The following is a 17,745-nucleotide window of genomic DNA, read 5'->3' on the forward strand; positions in this document are numbered from 1 at the left end:
ACTATAATGCCAATAACAATTCTAGTCTATTAGAATAAATCCCTCTATGATGGGGATTAGTTCGTAGTATTAAGGGGCCAGGGGTGGCAGTAAATAAGCGAAATCAAAATAAGCGCTCTAATATTCTTGTAGTAACAGAAGCGCTACTTATAGCTTATATGGGATACATTACGTACTTTATCCTCACACAGGTTGGGCTTGTTTCGAAAGTTCCACCGGAAAAGCTGATCATTAACGTAGGTTTACTTACTGTATCGATTCTTCTTTGCTCACTGTCTGTGGGTCTGTATGAAGCAAAACTTAGGGAAACTTTTCGCGGCATTATAAGACGGATTTTTGTCAGTGTGGGGCTAAGTTACTTCCTTGTTGAAATCGTCAGTAGGGCGTTGTTCGATAATCTGGTGATGGATGCCTATTTCCTGCCGGCTGCCGTATTTTCGATTATCATCACACTGGTCATTTTTCGCTACTTTACGAACCGCTTAGGGCTTTTAGGTTTAGGTAAAGTTCGTATAGTGGTGCTAGGGGCGGGTGAAAGAGCATCAATTATTGAAAAGCGGATGCGTCGCGATGTGGATAGAATCGGATTCGAAATGGTTGGGTTTGTGCCTATCCCTGGTGATAACCGAGAAGACGGTATTCGCAGAGAAAAAATCGTTCACATAAAGGTGGATGAGAACTTTCAGCAGTTTATAAACGACAATGATATTGAAGAAATTGTCATTGCGTGTGATCAACGTCGTGGCACCTTGCCCGTTGAAGTCCTTTTTGAATGTCGCCTGCGTGGTATTGAGGTTACCGAATTACTCGACTTCATGGAAAGGGAGACGGGGCAAATTGTAGTAAACTTGATGTATCCAAGTTGGGTTATCTACTCAAATGGTTTCCAGAGCCAAAATTACCTCAGAGATGCGCTTGACTACAGCCTTAACGCTTTACTGGCACTTTTTGTGTTTATATTTGTATGGCCAATCATGCTCACTACTGCACTCATCATCTATCTTGATGACGGTCGACGCACCGGGGTATCGGTGTTTTATGCTCAAGAGCGAGTTGGTTTAAATGGGCAGCTGTTCAAAATACTGAAGTTTCGAAGCATGCGACCTGATGCCGAAAAAGACGGTGCTAAATGGGCAAGTAAAAATGACGATCGAGTAACGCGAATTGGGCATTTCATTAGAAAGTATCGTATCGACGAACTACCTCAATTACTTAATGTGTTTAAAGGTGAAATGTCTTTCATTGGTCCTCGCCCTGAAAGGCCTCAGTTTGTTGAGCAGTTAGTAAAAGAAGTACCTTATTATAACCAGCGCCATAATGTTAAACCCGGGTTGGCTGGTTGGGCGCAACTCAATTACCCCTATGGGGCAAGTGTGGAAGACTCCATGGAAAAGCTTAAGTTCGACCTTTATTACGTTAAGCATCAAAGTCTTCTACTAGATATTCTTATACTTATCAGAACTGTTGAAGTGGTGTTATTTGGAAAAGGCAGATAGCCTTCAAATATTCAAATAGGGATTAAGAGTATGCTAGCAAGGAATGGCCTAATTGCGTTTGTTACAATGGCTACGGTCATATTGGGTTGGGCGTTATTAAACTTTCCCGTTATGAAGACATTGTGGGATAACGGCTTTGACGACGGCACGTACTCTCACGCTTACTTAATACCCGTTATTATTTTATATCTGATATACACTGCAGCTGAACAGCAAAAACTGATTTTTAGAACAAAAATTAGTTATGGATGGTTAGCTGCAGGCATTGTTATTGGTGGTTTATTTTGGATAAGTGTCTGGTCTCAAATTAGCCTTCTGTATTGGTCATTGTCCCTTTCGCTGCTTATTCTTTTGAGTTTACAAATTTTTAGATTGAGTTGGTCGCTCATATTTCCCCTCTCGTACTTAATTTTCATCTATCCCTTTTGGGGGGCATTCGCCGGCTTTTTTCAAGAACTTTCTGTATTTATGGTGACATTTATCATGTCATTTACGGATATTCCCGTTTTTGTAGAAAATGAATTTGTTACTATTCCAGCAGGTGTATTTGAAATCGCAAGGGGGTGTAGTGGTTTGCGGTATATCATCGTATCGCTTGCGATAAGTTCACTTTACGTATTTCTTTACCTTAGAACATTTAAAAGCGCTTTTATCTTCATATTGTTTGCAATCGTAGGCGCATTAGTAACTAACTGGCTAAGAATAGTTTTCCTTATTCTTATTGGAGATTATACCAATATGGAAAGCTCTCTAATGACTGACCACAACAACTTTGGTTGGTATATCTATGTTCCCGTGGCACTAATTCAGTTTTATCTGGGGGGAAAATTAGAACAGGCAGACGAAAGAATGCGTGTAATCAATCCCGTCACCGAGGTATCACCTGAAGCAGCAGAAAAAAATTCGCCACTAACGGCAACAGTAGTAATAGCAACAGTAATGATTCTCTGTTTTTCATCATATGCAGCGCAAATGTCTATTCAAAATAGTACCGTCCTACCTGAAAATTGTGAGGCTGAGTTTGATACCCGAAATCATATCAATTTAGACGTACTCAATTACTCTTTTGTCTGCAGCGTTGCCAGTGATGTTAATAACGAGCAAAAGCGTGTCTTTTATTTCAATGCCGAAGAATTAGATAACAAAGCATCATTCTACTTAAATACCATTATACCTAGCGACCACACGTCAATATCGAAAGTGATTTCTGACGGGGAAAATCAGGTAGTAAGTCGTGACAAGGTGGGGGATTTTTGGCTTATTAAGTATGTTTATATCATTGACGGCCAAACGTTTTCTTCTGTACGGAATTTTAAACTTGCTCGAATTAAAAGCGCATTGAAAGGGGTTAATACTCATCGTTTGGTGGTGACCGTGACTAAATGCCCCGATGATTGCTCTTCATCGAGCGCTACATCCTCAAAGAACTCCCCACATGCCGGTTTTTAAGTGATGGAAGTGCGCATTTTAGACTCAGAACAACAAATAGTAGAGAGCAAGGAGTCTTGGCAGAAGCTTTATGCTAGTGCAAGTAACAGCAATGTTTTTCTTAGTTATGAATGGATAACGACATGGATAAGTGTATTTAAAAACTGTGTGTCGGTATTGGCGGTAGTGACAGTCTGGGATCTTGATGAGCTAGTATGCTTATTGCCTCTTTATAAACGAGCAGGGGACCGCGCTGGCGTATTCTGGTTTGTAGGTAGCGGAGAACCAGAAGCTGCAGAAGTATGTAGTGAAGGCCTGGATATGCTGTCAGCTCGGTTAATTAGTACCGAGATTAACCAACTACTCAAAAAGGCGATTGACACTATTGGCCTTAAGAAATTAGTTGTTTCAAACTCAACAGAAAAAAATCAAGTTAGCATGATGTTTGAATATTTAGGGTATAAAAACCTTAAGGAGTTCAAAGGGAATCGGTATTTTATTAATACCGGAGATAGTAAAACCAAGCTCGAAAAAAGAACTTTCCGCTATCTTAAGGCTGCTGAAAAGCGTGGTATTACCTATCATGTTGTAGAAAATGTTTCGGATTTAGAGCTTGCCTTTGATGAATTGAAGCGTCTTCACAATACAAAATGGCGTCGACCTGGACACCCTTCTATTTTTGACCACCCGTTATTTGACGCCTTTCACAATAGTGTTTTGCAAAAGCTTTTAGCAGTTGAAAAGTTGTCTTTAATCGCTATAAAAAAAAATGAACAAACGATAGCGGTTAATTATTCAATGATATCCGGTGATGACCTAGTGTTTTACCAAAGTGGAGTAGACACCTCTTTTAAACCCAATATTTCTCCAGGTATGCTTCTGCATTGCGCTCAACTTCGACAGGCCCGCATATTAAACCTAAATAATTATGACTTTTTACTATCAATGCCTCCTAGCTACAAAGAAGACATTACGGAATATAAACAACCCATTTACAGCTTCACTTTTCATAAGTACAGCACTACATTTTTCTTCGAGTGTTGGCGAACCGCTATTATGAAAGCATTAAGTTACCTAAGAGTTCGAATCTTAGGGAGAGTGTCATGGTAAATAACAAAAGTATGCAAATGAATAGTAATTCTGCCAATCATGCCTCTTTCGGGTTCTTCCTACTTGCGATTTATACTTTTTTACTGCTCGCTCGTCCTCACGAATGGCCGATATTTGATATTGAATTTCCATTATTGAGAACGTTTCTGATACTGACGTTTTTCTCCTATTTAGTGAGCTTCAGGCCGAAGATTTGGAATGTCCAATGTACGTTATTAATTCTACTGCTTTTCTCTATGTTGCTATCAGAAATTCGTGCTTTTCGCTATTTTAGCGACCTGAGTAAGTTAATAGAATGGGTTAACGCCAACATTATTCCGTTTATTCTCTACTTCAGTTTACTGAGCACGGTCAAACGCCAGAATGTGATTTTTTTCATATTTTTAAGCTCGTCATTAATTATGGTTCAGCACGCCTACAGCCAAATACAAAGCCCGACAGGCCAAGGATGGGCTGAGTCAGTGGTTTACCGTTATGATGGTGGTGGGGAGTCGGTTCAGGCCCGGTTTGTTGGTACTTTTAACGACCCCAATGATATGGGAATGTTTCTTGTCATGAATATGCCTGTCGCTGTGTACTTCCTCTTAACTGGCAAAGGCGTGGTGACTAAAGTGGGGGCGCTGGCCTCAGTCTTAATGCTATGTATGGGAGTATATTGGAGTGGCAGTAGGGGCTCACTTCTAGGGCTCTTGAGTGTTTTCTTTTGTTTGTTTTACATAAAATTCGGTAAAGTTAAAGCCATAATTTTAGCGTCAATAAGTATTCCAGGTGTACTCGTTGCGATGGGGACTTTTCGGAAAATCAGTAAGGATGACGAGAGCGCAAGTCAACGTTTAACCGCATGGTACGAAGGTATACAAATGCTTAAACATCGACCCTTATTTGGCTTCGGTAAAGAACGCTTTTTAGAATATCATTCGAAGGTTGCACATAATACCTATGTCACGGTAATGGCGGAGCTTGGAATATTCGGATATGTCATGTGGGCTATGTTTATGATTACAGCCCTTTATATGCTTTTGAGTGTTATGAAATGCAATGATGTTAGCCCTGGACATGAAGAGGCGCTTAAAAAAGAGCAGGTCTTAAGCCAGTACTTGTTGGTTGCTTTAATTGGGTACGCTGTTACTGCATTTTTCATCAGCCGCAGTTATATAATGGTCGTGTACATTTTTGTCGCAATGGTAGCGGCGATGTATTACCGAGTCGGAAAAATTACGCCACTTTCACTTAACGGCGGCATAATAAGAAAAATTGGTGGGTTAGCAGTCCTAAGTTTAGGGGCGCTTTACTTTGCCATAAGAATATTACTATCACTGTAAACATAGATGAGAACAATCAATTGAATCAACTAAAAGCTAGTATCATTGTTGCTATGTACAACGGTGAGGCAACGGTAGAAAAGACGCTTAACAGTATCTTAGCTCAAGCCTATGAAAACTATGAAATTATTATAGTGGACGATGGCTCCACAGACTCATCCAAACATGTTGTAGAAAAATACCTTGATAGCCCTAAAGTTCGATATGTCTTCAAAGAGAATGGCGGAGTAGCAGCCGCGAGAAATGTAGGCATTGAGTACGCGGAAGGGGATATCGTTGGCTTTTGTGATCAAGACGATTTGTGGAAGCCAAACAAGCTTGAAAAGCAAATGGAAGCGTTTGAGCAGCACCCTGATGTTGGCGTTGTTTACAGTTGGATTGAAGTTGATAGAAACGGTGATTTTAGTATTAGTAAGCCGCGCTTTGAGGGTGAATGTTTTAAAGCCTTATTAATGCAAAATTTTATTTCATGTTGTACTGGAATGGCGAGGCGAAATTTACTTCTAGAAATAGGAGGCTTCGACGAAAGTCGAGAATTGCATGGTGTTGACGATCGGCATGTGTGGCTTCGGTTAGCAAGAATTACGCGCTTCGGCGTAGTGAGTGAACCCTTGGCAACTTACGTAATCCATGGTGCCAACTACTCACTCAATGAGGCAAAAATGCTTACAGCAGATTTAATTTGCATAAGTAAAATATCCTCAATTAGCGGTTTAACTGAACAAGAAAGAGCATGGTGTAAAGAAGCTAAGTACCGGGTTTATCGTCACTATGCGAGCAACTTTTTCTATATCAATGAGCTTAAAGAATGTTCCTCTTGCTATTCAAATGCATGGATGCTCAAAAGATACCGAATAGATTTATTAATCACATCCTTGATTCTAAAAGTGACGCCTCGCTCATTATTGGTGTCTATTAAGAAAATGAGAAAAAGAATCAAAGGGGAGGTGGCATGAAGCCAAATGCGATTGTAGTGGTCGGTATGCACAGAAGCGGGACTTCTGCCGTTTCGGGTCTTCTTTCCGAACTGGGTGTTTTTATGGGAAGTTCTTTGTTTGCACCCCAAAAAGGGGTCAACGAAAAAGGCTTCTTCGAAAACTCCTTACTTGTGGATCTTAATGACAGGCTTTTGGACGAGCAATTATTATCTTGGGATCACCCGTTAGCGCTTTGCATCACCCCTGAAGTCGCGGATTCTTTGGCAGGTTATAAAGCTCAAGCTCAACATCTTTTAGATAAAGATTATGCAAAAAAAAACCTTTGGGGTATGAAAGACCCAAGAACTACCTTGCTATTGCCTTTCTGGAGAGAGGTACTCGACAGTAAAGGAATCAAAATTAATTTTGTTTTGATGTTACGTTCACCAATGGAAGTTCATGGTTCGCTTAAAAAGCGAGATGGATTTTCTATTAATAAATCGATGCACCTTTGGCTAAATTATACGCTTTCTGGTTACATCGGAGCTAAAGGGCTGAACCCTTTCATCCTGAAGTATCAAGATTTGTTAAATACTCCAGATGATTCAGCAAGAAAAATATTTGAACATTTCGAAATATCTACTGGGAAAAATACCCCAAAGCAAAGTTTTATAGATAAAAAGTTAAAGAATCAAAAGGCAGTAGAGGTACCTAATGAGCCTCTTGTTCACCTTGCAATGGAAGTCTTTGAAATACTCAGTAGTGACGTGGTGGATGAAGCCCGCCTAGCCGAGTCAGTTAATGAATATAAAGTTTATTTAGCGTCTTTGTCGGGTGTGCTTTCCGAGCATTTGAATGCGGTCAAAACAGAAGAGGTTTATTTCAAACGTCACTTTTTAGATGCCTATGAATCTATTTGGTGGAAGCTAAGTTGGCCGCTCAAAAGAATTGAATCGTTTTTAAGAACCAAATATTGAGAAAGCCAGCCATGGAAAAAGTCACTATTGCTATTATCACTTGTAAAAGGCCTATTTGGTTAGCTCGGTTACTCGACGCTCTACAGGAGCAGGTATTTTCAGAAGATCTAACGCTTTCTATTTTAGTTGTCGATAACGCATGTGATAAAGAAACAAAGGACATTGTAGATAAGCGTCGTTCTGGCCGTATACCAATCCATTATGACGTTGAAGGACAGGCGGGCATTGTATACGCCCGTAATAAATGCGTTTCTATTACAACATCCATGAATAGCGATTATTTAATATTCATTGACGACGACGAATGGCCTAAAGAGAAAACTTGGGCTTCGGATTTGGTTTTAAGTGCCAAAAAGTACGCTGCAGATATCGTCACTAGCCATGTTATCTCGGTTGACGAAGCTGGAAAACAGAACTGGGCTACTGAAATTCTTTACCCAGCACCCGTTCAAAGCGAAGGACAGGAGTTAAGTGTTTTCTACACCAATAACTTACTGTTGAGTAAACACGTACTGGCTAAGATGTCACCCTGTTTTGATGAACGTTTCGCGATGACTGGGGCAAGTGATTATCATTTTGCGCTTAAATGTACCCATGCTGGGTTTAGGTGTATCTACACCGATGCCCCAGTTGTTGAAGAAATGCCTTCAAGCAGAAAAAATATAAAGTGGTTTTGTCGTCGCGGATTTCGTTCGGGGATCGGCTTTACACGTTCGCATATTTTTGAGGAATCGCTTTTAAAAGCTGTGTTAAAGAGCAGTATTTTGTCTATTGTCCGCGTGATACGCGGTGTTTTGCTAATAGTTAAAGCGTTATTTTTGCGCAGTAAAGGTACGCTTGTTGATGGGTTGTTCAGGGTGTGTTCTGGCGTTGGTACCTTTATGGGGCTATTTGGCGTTAAGCACGAAGAATATAAAAAGATTCATGGAAAATGACCCGTGTACTGCGTCGTTACGCGACTAGCTATTAAGCCCAAACACCATTAAAAATAGCCACTAAAAATATATCGGGACCGAAAATAATGATTCTTGCTTTATGTCGCGTAGTTAGCATACTCCTACTTTGTATAGTATTCGTGGTCAGTGGAGCTTTTATCCTTAATATAGAGCTATTTGATATTTTTTATTTTCTCGACTTTCTACCAGACTATGTTTTGCTTCTACTGTGTGTTCCTGCGTTAATATTTCTCGGAAAGTCAAAACGATACTTGGTCCCCTTAGCATTACTTGCCATATTTTTTGCTTCACCTTTTAACCTCTCTTTTTTCAGTAAAAAAGTTACCGCAGCGACGGAGCATGAAAATCAGCTCTCAATCGCATCTTACAATGTCGCTCAACGTATCGAAAAAGCAGAACTATACAATTGGTTCATAGAACAAGATTTAGATATTCTGTTTATCCAAGAGGCATCGCGCCTAGGTCAGTTCAAAGTAGGTGAAGATGACAGCGTTTATACTAATTGCGTTCAGCGCCTATGTATCTTATCGCGCTTTGAACTTGAGGAATTGGATAGTCTGGATAGAAAACCCTTGGGCGGATGGGGTCGGTTTGTTTCATTGCACAGTGCAAAAATCAGGGGGGATTCAGTCCTGTTAGCCAATGTTCATTTTGCCTCGATATCTAATTTTGGGTATAGGTTCAACACGTTGAAAGGATTTGAATCAAAAGTATCCTTGTTTAAGGATACAAAGGCTGTTGAATTTGGTCTAGCTCGCGCTTTATTAGATAAATGGACCGATAACGACGCAGTGATCATCGCTGGGGACTTTAACATCACTGATAGAAACTACCAATATGAACAGTATTGGGGTGACCTATACAACCTTTTCGCCGTTGGCGGTAATGGATATGGCTTAACGCGTAAAAATAGATTGTTAAGCCCGCGCATAGATCACCTACTTGTAAATAAAGCATTCATGCCTATTCATTCCGAGGTGGGAGAAGATATGGGTAGTGACCATTTACCAATTCTCGGGGTTGTAGTATTGAAGGGAGTCGAAAGTGAATAAGCTGAAATGTACTGTCTATGCTGATAATAACTCAAATCATTTGCAGCAAATCTATACGGGCTTAACTATGCTGCATCGCTAGGGTAGGTTCAAGGTATCCATGCGAGTTGGGAAAGAAGCACGTAAAAGTACTGTGCCGTTCAGCGTTCAGCCCAACATCCTGCATATCGAGCTTGCGGGTAAGAAGTTGTGCTTTGATACGTCTGATAGTGCGGCAATTGACCTTGAAGCGTACGCACTGACTGATCATTATTTTAAACGTTGTGCGCTTTTTTACAGCACCAAAGAGTGGAAAAAAGAGTTAATAAAACAAGTAGACTTTCTAGGGAAACTACATTTTAAAGCATCAGTTTCTAATATTAGTTCTACCCCTGTTTTAAGAGAACAGGCTAAAGTACTTTTTTTAGCTCGCCTCTGGGACACTGAGAGCGATAGTTATTTCCAAATTAGCGACCAGCAAAAAACGCAAAGAGAAGAAATCAATGTCCAGCGTGCTAAGTGTATTGAGCTTTTAAAAGATGAATTTGGGAGTCGATTTCCCTGAGGGTTAATTGCGACTGATTTCGCAGTCAACCAACACCCTCAATTAGTGGTTGATAGCGCTGGTCTAACGACAAAAAGTAATTAACAGAACACTGTGAAGTCTCATGATATTTATATTGCGTCAACGGGGCTTCACGGCTTTATAGGATGGAAGTTTGGTGAGTATAATGCTATGTCTAAATCGATTGTTACAGAAAAAACTTAAATTATGTTCCTGATTTAGCTGAAGGAAGTCACTACCTGGCGTTTACAACAGCACAAGAGTGCGTAGACCAAGCTATTAGGTTAGATGAAAGTACAGACACTAGGTTTTCTATGATGAAAGAGAATCACCGCTACTATGAGTCTAATTTGAGACCAGATGCCCTTTTAATTAAATGTTTTGAGCGCGTACTTTAGAATTTGAGATAGTCATGACAGTAAAAGTAGCAATTTGTTTTTTTGGAATAACTAGAGGTGTTTCTACTACATATAGAAACATTGAAGCGAATATATATTCTTCTATAGCGGCGCTCAATTTTGAACATAAAGTGTTTGCGCACTTCTTTGAGCAAACACGTGTTGAAAACAATAGAAGCGGAGAGAAGGGCACTATCGACCCTAACGATGCTTATTTACTTTCTCCTGATGATATATACTTTGAGCCGCCAGAGCTATTTCTAGCTGATTCTACTTACAAGAATGTAATAAAGTTTGGTGACTTCTGGGAAGATGAGAACAAGTCTATTAAAAATCTATACCATCAGCTTTATTCAATGGCCTCAGTGACTGATAAATGCCTTAAATGGCAGCCTGATATTGTATTGTTTTTACGTCCCGATTTGCATTACCACGATGACTTCAGGACCATCATCGAGCAAGCAAGTAAACGAATTCATAAAAACTCTCTTGCCCTACCTAATTGGCAGCATTGTGGTGGTTATAACGACAGGTTTGCTGTGGTCACTGGTGAAGAGGCCATAGTTGCCTATGGGAAACGATTTAATAAGATGCTTAAATTTTGTGAGGAAACTAATAGTCCAATCCACAGCGAAAGGTTAGTGAAATATTCCACATCCGCTTTTGATGTGTCTTTTATTCCTTTAAGAGCATCAAGGGTAAGATCTGATGGTAGCGAAGTTGAAGAGCTATTTTTACATTATAAGACCATGCTATTTTCGAGGTGGTTAGAAAACGTTAGTAGTGTAAGCCAGCACTATAGAAGAAAAATAGTTTGGCTCTACCAGAAGTTAAGATTCGGTGACCCTTATAAAGGTCTAGATTGAATACGCGATTATTGGGCGTTATATAAAGGACTTACCCAAACAAAGTGGACATCACCTATAGTTAGATAAGAGGTGGCTTATGGCTAGTAAAAAGAAGGTTCATGCATACACTGAAGAGTTTCGTAAGGAGGCTGTTCGCAGAGCAGATAAAAAAGGTAACTCCAACAATCAGTAGCCGCAGAGCTAGGTATTTCCGCGCAACAAATCTATAACTGTATTTTTCGCGGAGTAGTCAAAGAAAAATACGCGTTCATAATAGTTACGCTCAAAATCACTCAACCAAATTGATGAATAAAGTACTGTCGAAACAACGGCTCGCCTTCAATTACGATAACTCACTTAGGTGGAAAATAACGCCAATAAAATGATGAAAGTATCATTTTGCACATTTTAATTGAATTGATACTTCCTTCTCTCTTCATTTTTCTTATATGTAGAATTACATTCCTACGGTAGATTAACTTAGATGTATTTTTAACTTTCTCTGTGTCAGTAAGAAAACTTGATCTTGACTTAGGTAGTTGTCGGTAGAAGAAGAGAACTTCTGGTATGCGGTAAAAAAACATTTTTCGTTTTACAAATTGAAGCCAGAAATCCCAGTCCTCTCGACCGTGTATCAGATTTTCGCAATAGCCTCCAAGCTTTAGCCAATCGTTTTTACGGTATAGTGCTGAACAGTGAACCATATTTTTTTCGATAATCTCTAGTTCATCGAATGGAGGTAGTTGCCACCCTCCTGTTTTTTCACCAAAGTAATTTGCTTTACAATAAACAACGGAAATGGAGGGGTTTTCAATAAATACGGTTATCGCTCTCGCAATGTAAGATGGCGAGATTAAGTCATCACCATCTAAAGGGAGAATAAAAGAACCATTGGACATCTTAATAGCTAAATTTCTAACTGCTGCAGGTTTCGAGTTGAACGGCATTTGAGCGACGGTAAGCTTTTGGCAGCTTATTGAGAGAGACTTTAATACATTAAATGTATCATCAGAAGAGCAGTCATCGATACAAATAATTTCTATATTCTGATAGGTTTGCTTTAAACACGAATTTACAGTTTCTTCAATGAATTTTTCGCAGTTATATGCAGGAATTATAATCGATACTAACGGATTATTTTTTTTTGAATCGTTACACATCTATTCAACACTCAGTGTGAGGCATAAAGCCTTTAGATAGCAAAAGTTGATTAAATCTTTCCTCATATATTTTGAAGTCGATTTTTGAAAAATGTGATTTTTGTACTTTTTTTTGATTTGAGCGCATACCCACGAGATCTTGGATGTTAGGCATGACGTCAGTTAGACCCACGAAAGATATGAGTTCTTGTATTTTAGTTGGAGAATTCAAATCTTTAGTTTCTAAAAATAGCCAATCTATTTTATCGGCTGTGAGCAGTTTTGCTTTTGCAATTCTTTGCTCAGTTTCATACCAATACCAGAGGCATTTATAAAAATCATGTCTAAAATTCTCACTTGTAAGCTCTTGGCGGAGGTCCAATAGATTCCCATCCGCGAAGGGGTCAAGTAGAAATCTATCACCAGTGGGAGGTTTCCCAGGAATACTATTGATCGCATAAAACGATGATGCAACACTGAAAGGATCTCTTTTGACATGAATAATCTTTACTTTATCAGAGGGAAGAAATTCAGAAGCGATCTGAAAAAATGTTTTAATAAACATATGATTACTTTCGACATATGCCAGTTTGTAATTAGCAGCTTTTAAAATATTTAAATACTTACGCTTTAGTAAGCTAAGCTGCCTCTGCTGTACAAGGGGCAAATCGCTATGGTTCGAGTACATAGTTGGGTAGGGTTCATGCAAACTTGAAACTTCATTTGAATTTGCGAAAACATCAGATATCGTATTCGTACCACATCTTCCTGTCGAACAAACAAAAACATATGCTTTAACTGAACGGTTTCCTAAACCATACCACCATTTCATTAGGCGGTATGTCGCTTCATTATATCTAATTGCATTAAACATTTTGGCTATCCATATCATAAATTATAATTTGCTATACTTTGATTCTAACAATTAATGATTTCAAAAACTCTCGCGGAAGTAATAGCAAGCTCAATGAAGGTATTGCTATTAGGTTGAATAAAAATGCTGATAAGACTAAAGATGACCAATTTTGAATTGGATTTGAAATAAGCTCTGAATAAAAGCTTGCCAAGATACATATGGTAACGGAAAAAATAAAGAACGCGTCTGCTTTCAAAAGCGAAATTCTATTGAATCTCACAAAGATCATACGATTTAGCAAGAATTGTGTAATGTATGAAATAAATGTAAAGGCAAACGCTACACCAATTAATCCAAAAGCTCTACCCAATAATAAAGTTAAAGATATCGTGCTAATTGAGCCAATTATAGAAACATACATGAGATTTTTGTGATTCGCTTGAGCGATTAATATGTTTCTGAAAATTACAGAATAAGGTCGATTTAATAATGCGAATGATAGAATGACAATAATTTCAGAGGCTTGATTGAATCCTTTTCCTAGCCAAATACTAATAAACGGTTTGCTAAAGATAATTAAATTTAAAGTTAAAACTAAACATACCAAAAAGCAAAGTCTAGCAGTTTTAATTACATATTCATTTAGGTCATCACCTCTAGCAACCAATTTTGTGAAAAAAGCCGAAAAGGCTTGAAAAATTGAACTGTTGAGTGAATCAGCATGATTTATTAGGTTTTGAGCGACACCAAATATGGCGACGGCCTTAACGGACATAATATTGCTAATGAGTATAGGGGCAGAGCGCTGATTTACCATCCGAGCAAAAGCCATAATGATAATATATTTGGAAAAGTTAAAGAGCTCTAATACGCGACTGAGGCTAATATTACTAACATTTAAACTCCAATAAGGATAAATTTTTCTCGCCACGCCAATCTTCAAAAGGTTAATCGATACATCCGTTAAAACGGCACAATAAGCCATTGCTACAACACCATGCTGTCTTCCTATATAAAATATGAGCAATGACTTCACAATGACATTTAGCGTCGACAGGGCCGCATCCGCATCCACCCTTAAATGTGCAGAATAGATCGCATGGACTGGGTTCATGCTAAAGTCCATTACAATCTTCAGCGCGAAAATTAAAGCGACTTGCATCAAAGTATCTTGATAGTCATTACCTAACCCTAATAAAAGGGGGTAATTAAACACACAAATAGCCGACAGTGCTGATACGGTTCCCAAACTGAGAAACAGCAACAAAGACGTGGTAAGAAAGACGTTTGCCGTTTCTTTGTCACCTTTCTCTAAGTATAACGTAACAAATCGTTGAACCGCTGCGGGAAAGCCAAGTTCAATAATGTTAAAAAAAGCCATTAAAGAAAGTATTAACAGCCATAAGCCATAGCCGTCGCTGCCAATACTGGTGATAATACTAGGGGTCAGTATTAGCATGGCGGAAACAGTGACTATTTTTTCAATAAGTGAAAATAAGCCAGAGGAAAGAAGACGTTTTTTACTCAATGTAATCAGTACCTATCGATTTAAATTCAGTTCGGTGTGAATTAGCATCTGGTCTTGCGAAATAGTTCGCGTAGCCGTTTAGCATTTTCAATTGTCATTTTGAGCTCTTCCGGCAGCTTTTTCTTGCCCATTAAGCTCTTTTTAACATCGAATTTTGATTCTATGACTTTGGGTCTGCTATATAGGCCATCCCAGCAGTCTATCAGTGCGCCGATATCCAAAGCAATCCCACCTTGCCTTTGTATTTCGGCACAATAACCTTTTCCAATTAAACCTGCTGCAACTAGATAGGGCATTCCAGGATATTTTACGTTTATCTCACTTTTTATTCTATTGAAGTGAGCTGGGTAATGTGGAATGAGAGTTCCTACTTGCCTAGCTGATTTATCGGGGGTGATGTGTTCAATAACGTTGATGTTTAATGCTTTTCTGAGTTTGTCAGGAATATTTACACGAGCAGTAATCACTCCAATCTCACCTGCTCGTTCAAGCAAATTGGTCAGAGCTCCTGAAAGAAAATAGTCAAAAGGGATCCACTGTGTACATAACTTCTGCCGAGAATAAGCATTATTGTTTTTAATAGCTTTATAAAGTTTGGCAATACGCCTAGCATCCGAATAGCAAATATTTAACTCGGTGGCGCGCAGCGTAAAGGCTTGTTTAAACGCCGCTAAGAAAATCTGCTCATCGTTTTGTTTAAGTAAACCTTCGTCAAATGAGACGCCCAGTACATCATCTCTAATACCAACTATATTCGTATTATCGATGGCTTTTTCCAAGTTATTTTTCAATGTGGAAAGCTGTTTGATAGTCGCCTTTTTGCCTACGTGTTCTGACAAATATTCCATATCTTCCAATGAGCACTGCTCATCAAAATCTAATAAAGCACCTTCTCCATCACCGAGACGAATAAAGCTGAAAGGTTGCTTGCTTTCGAAAGCTTCGTTAACCGCAAATTCAAAGTCAGAGTAAGGTACTTGAACCAAAGAGTTGTATACTGTCATTGTTTAATTTCTAATAAAGATTGGATATGTTGCGCTGTGTTCGCCCAAGTAAGGTGAGAAATGGAAGCGCGTATTGCATTGCACTGCCATTCGGTATTCTTTGCCTTCAAGATGGCTTCCATAACCCCTTCACCACTGAGGGCGTTAATGAATACTCCGTTCGTGTTTTCTTGTACTACCTCTGGTATTCCTCCCACCTTGGTAACAATCACAGGCGTTCCAGTTGATAGTGACTCCATGACGACATTCGGGACACCTTCTCGGTAGCTTGGCAGAATTAAAGCGTCTGAATCATGAATGAAATTCATTAAGCTATCGTGGGGTATAGGACCGACTAGGTTTACGCTGTCGGCAACACCTAACTGGCTTATTCTTTCTTCAAGATCCTTCATCTGTGCGCCGGCGCCCAATAAGTTCAAATTTATGGTGCAGTTCTGTTTTTTCAATAATGCGATGGCGTCAATCAATTCAAAAATGCCTTTTGTCTTTATGACTGAACCTATAAATACGAGTTTAATTTCAGCTGATGTGAAGACGGGAGAGGATCTTAAGGTAAATGACTCGAAATCGACGCCATTGTAGACGACTTCTGCGTTTACTCGCGATGTATGGCTGTGAATGGCGGTGACCAAAGCCTGGCTTTTACCCGTTACAAAGGTGGCTTTTTTAAACGCCCATTTCATCTGACGTTTATGAAGCGGTTTCGTCATTAACGCATTAATGTCGCTCCCTAAACTCTCAATGATAAGTTTATTACCTACCAAGCCTTTAAAGAAAGCCGCACAAACACCTTCGGCATAAGCCCAACTTGCTATCACTCGATTAGCACTTAATAACCAAAGTAATGGCTTAACAGAGATAACTATGGAGATTCCAAGAAAGAGGGGGTGTAGCGAGGTCATCACCTTTGGAACGTAAAAAAAGGGGAATAAGCATGTGTTTTTATCAGTGCGATATCCATTAACCAATACTTGCTTTAACCATATAAACCAAGGTACAGGAATGAGTTTTTTTATGTTGTAATGCTCGCTTAGATGTTTAGTTTCTTCCAGGTTGTAAGTTGCTCTTGTCTCTTGCCAAGGGAGAGGGTGCAAATTGGTGAAGAACAGTAGAGGTTTCTTTTTGCTCATGAGTAGTAGCTCTCATATAGCATAGATACACTGTCAATCGAGTAGTTATTTGCGATAAAACGGTAAGCTTTTTCGCCCATTTCTTTCAGTTCTTTTCGTTCACCATTTAAATTGTTCAAATGTTTAAGCCAGGTGTTCATATCATTCCTGTCATAAATATATCCATTCTCTCCACTATTAATAACAGCACCAATATCACCTACATCGGTAGATAACGCGGGTATCCCTCTAGCCATTGCCTCGAGTAAGGACATGGGGAGACCTTCTGTAGTGGAGTTAATTAGCAATAAGTCCTTATCTTCGTAAATTGATTTTTCGTCCAAGACTGCGCCATGGAATGTCACAAACGGCGACATTGCCAACCTCTCTGTAAGTGTGGTTAGCTTTTCAAGCTCTGGACCATTTCCGTAGACATGTAAGTGGCTAAATTCGTGTGCTTTTTTGGCAGCAAAGTTCACGATAAGTTGTTCAATGTTTTTTAATGGCACTAGGCGAGAAACAGTACAAAGATTAAGTTTTTCACCGTGTCCTACCCTATGAGGGGCTTCTGCCACTTCTACACCATTTTTAACAACCTCGACAATGCTTGAGTGCCAGCCGTAGCGTTGAAAAATCCCAGCCTTTATAGGCTCAGAAACCGCAAATATTTTATCTAGATATATAGATGCAATTTTGTGAGAACCACGTAAAAAGCTTATAGGGGGTTCGACCTCCCCATGAATAGTGTAAATAGTATTTTTAAAAAGTAGTAAGGGAAAAATGGGGGCGAATGCTTTAATAACAGCAGGTGAATGTATATGTATTGATGAGTATTTTAATAAAACGATTATCAGTTTGAATAGACGTAGGATGATATTCCCATTCACATTGATCACATCAACGTTTTCCGATTCGATACTTTGCTGGAATGCATCATCTTTGTTTCCAAATGATAATACTGAAACGTCTAGCCCTTTATCTTTTTGTCTCGACACTAAATTTTTCACGCATTTTTCAGCACCGCCAACTTGCAGACTACTTACGCAATGGATAATTCTCAT

General features: G+C 39.2%; 16 protein-coding genes. 10 read left to right on the forward strand and 6 right to left on the reverse strand.

The window, feature by feature from the left end; all coding sequences use genetic code 11:
* Positions 1-83 precede the first annotated feature (83 nt).
* From C7Y69_RS02260 to C7Y69_RS02305, 10 genes are all read left to right on the forward strand, one after another.
* Positions 84-1,496: a TIGR03013 family XrtA/PEP-CTERM system glycosyltransferase gene (locus C7Y69_RS02260; protein WP_126871657.1), complete on the forward strand. Its 1,413-nt coding sequence runs from the start codon at positions 84-86 to the stop codon at positions 1,494-1,496.
* A gap of 81 nt (positions 1,497-1,577) precedes the next feature.
* Positions 1,578-2,945, forward strand: coding sequence for an exosortase (gene xrt / locus C7Y69_RS02265; protein WP_185864124.1), 1,368 nt, complete (start codon positions 1,578-1,580; stop codon positions 2,943-2,945).
* Between the two features lie 3 nt (positions 2,946-2,948).
* Entirely contained in the window at positions 2,949-4,034 is a 1,086-nt protein-coding gene (locus C7Y69_RS02270; RefSeq protein ID WP_126871659.1) for a GNAT family N-acetyltransferase, read from the forward strand.
* Positions 4,028-5,356: an O-antigen ligase family protein gene (locus tag C7Y69_RS02275; protein WP_126871660.1), complete on the forward strand. Its 1,329-nt coding sequence runs from the start codon at positions 4,028-4,030 to the stop codon at positions 5,354-5,356. Before C7Y69_RS02270 ends, C7Y69_RS02275 begins: the two co-directional genes overlap by 7 nt.
* Before the next feature lie 20 nt (positions 5,357-5,376).
* Positions 5,377-6,312, forward strand: coding sequence for a glycosyltransferase family 2 protein (locus C7Y69_RS02280; protein WP_126871661.1), 936 nt, complete (start codon positions 5,377-5,379; stop codon positions 6,310-6,312).
* Complete coding sequence (locus C7Y69_RS02285; RefSeq protein WP_126871662.1) at positions 6,309-7,250, forward strand: sulfotransferase family protein; 942 nt, start codon at positions 6,309-6,311, stop codon at positions 7,248-7,250. The genes C7Y69_RS02280 and C7Y69_RS02285 overlap by 4 nt, the downstream gene beginning before the upstream one ends.
* Positions 7,247-8,185, forward strand: a complete 939-nt coding sequence (locus tag C7Y69_RS02290; RefSeq protein WP_232370652.1) for a glycosyltransferase family 2 protein — start codon at positions 7,247-7,249, stop codon at positions 8,183-8,185. The genes C7Y69_RS02285 and C7Y69_RS02290 overlap by 4 nt, the downstream gene beginning before the upstream one ends.
* A gap of 86 nt (positions 8,186-8,271) precedes the next feature.
* Entirely contained in the window at positions 8,272-9,258 is a 987-nt protein-coding gene (locus tag C7Y69_RS02295; RefSeq protein WP_126871663.1) for an endonuclease/exonuclease/phosphatase family protein, read from the forward strand.
* Between the two features lie 100 nt (positions 9,259-9,358).
* Complete coding sequence (locus C7Y69_RS02300; protein ID WP_126871664.1) at positions 9,359-9,802, forward strand: hypothetical protein; 444 nt, start codon at positions 9,359-9,361, stop codon at positions 9,800-9,802.
* A 412-nt stretch (positions 9,803-10,214) separates the two neighbouring features.
* Positions 10,215-11,066: a hypothetical protein gene (locus tag C7Y69_RS02305; protein ID WP_126871665.1), complete on the forward strand. Its 852-nt coding sequence runs from the start codon at positions 10,215-10,217 to the stop codon at positions 11,064-11,066.
* 335 nt (positions 11,067-11,401) lie between these two features.
* Here the strand turns inward: C7Y69_RS02305 and C7Y69_RS02310 are convergent, their stop codons facing one another.
* The 6 genes from C7Y69_RS02310 to C7Y69_RS02335 are packed head-to-tail and all read right to left on the reverse strand — an operon-like array spanning position 11,402 to position 17,745.
* The gene (locus C7Y69_RS02310) at positions 11,402-12,208 is read right to left on the reverse strand and encodes a glycosyltransferase family A protein (RefSeq protein WP_126871666.1); all 807 of its coding nucleotides are present in this window, start codon (positions 12,206-12,208) and stop codon (positions 11,402-11,404) included.
* 4 nt (positions 12,209-12,212) lie between these two features.
* A complete protein-coding gene (locus C7Y69_RS02315; protein ID WP_185864125.1) occupies positions 12,213-13,061 on the reverse strand; it encodes a sulfotransferase domain-containing protein in 849 nt (282 codons plus the stop codon).
* 31 nt (positions 13,062-13,092) lie between these two features.
* The gene (locus tag C7Y69_RS02320) at positions 13,093-14,571 is read right to left on the reverse strand and encodes a lipopolysaccharide biosynthesis protein (protein ID WP_126871668.1); all 1,479 of its coding nucleotides are present in this window, start codon (positions 14,569-14,571) and stop codon (positions 13,093-13,095) included.
* Positions 14,572-14,612: 41 nt separating this feature from the next.
* Positions 14,613-15,575, reverse strand: a complete 963-nt coding sequence (locus C7Y69_RS02325) for a hypothetical protein (RefSeq protein ID WP_126871669.1) — start codon at positions 15,573-15,575, stop codon at positions 14,613-14,615.
* Positions 15,572-16,705: a glycosyltransferase gene (locus tag C7Y69_RS02330; RefSeq protein WP_126871670.1), complete on the reverse strand. Its 1,134-nt coding sequence runs from the start codon at positions 16,703-16,705 to the stop codon at positions 15,572-15,574. The genes C7Y69_RS02325 and C7Y69_RS02330 overlap by 4 nt, the downstream gene beginning before the upstream one ends.
* The gene (locus tag C7Y69_RS02335) at positions 16,702-17,745 is read right to left on the reverse strand and encodes a glycosyltransferase family 4 protein (RefSeq protein ID WP_126871671.1); all 1,044 of its coding nucleotides are present in this window, start codon (positions 17,743-17,745) and stop codon (positions 16,702-16,704) included. The genes C7Y69_RS02330 and C7Y69_RS02335 overlap by 4 nt, the downstream gene beginning before the upstream one ends.

The organism is Alteromonas sp. KS69 (genome assembly GCF_003989595.1).
GTDB classification, from domain to species: Bacteria; Pseudomonadota; Gammaproteobacteria; order Enterobacterales; family Alteromonadaceae; genus Alteromonas; species Alteromonas naphthalenivorans.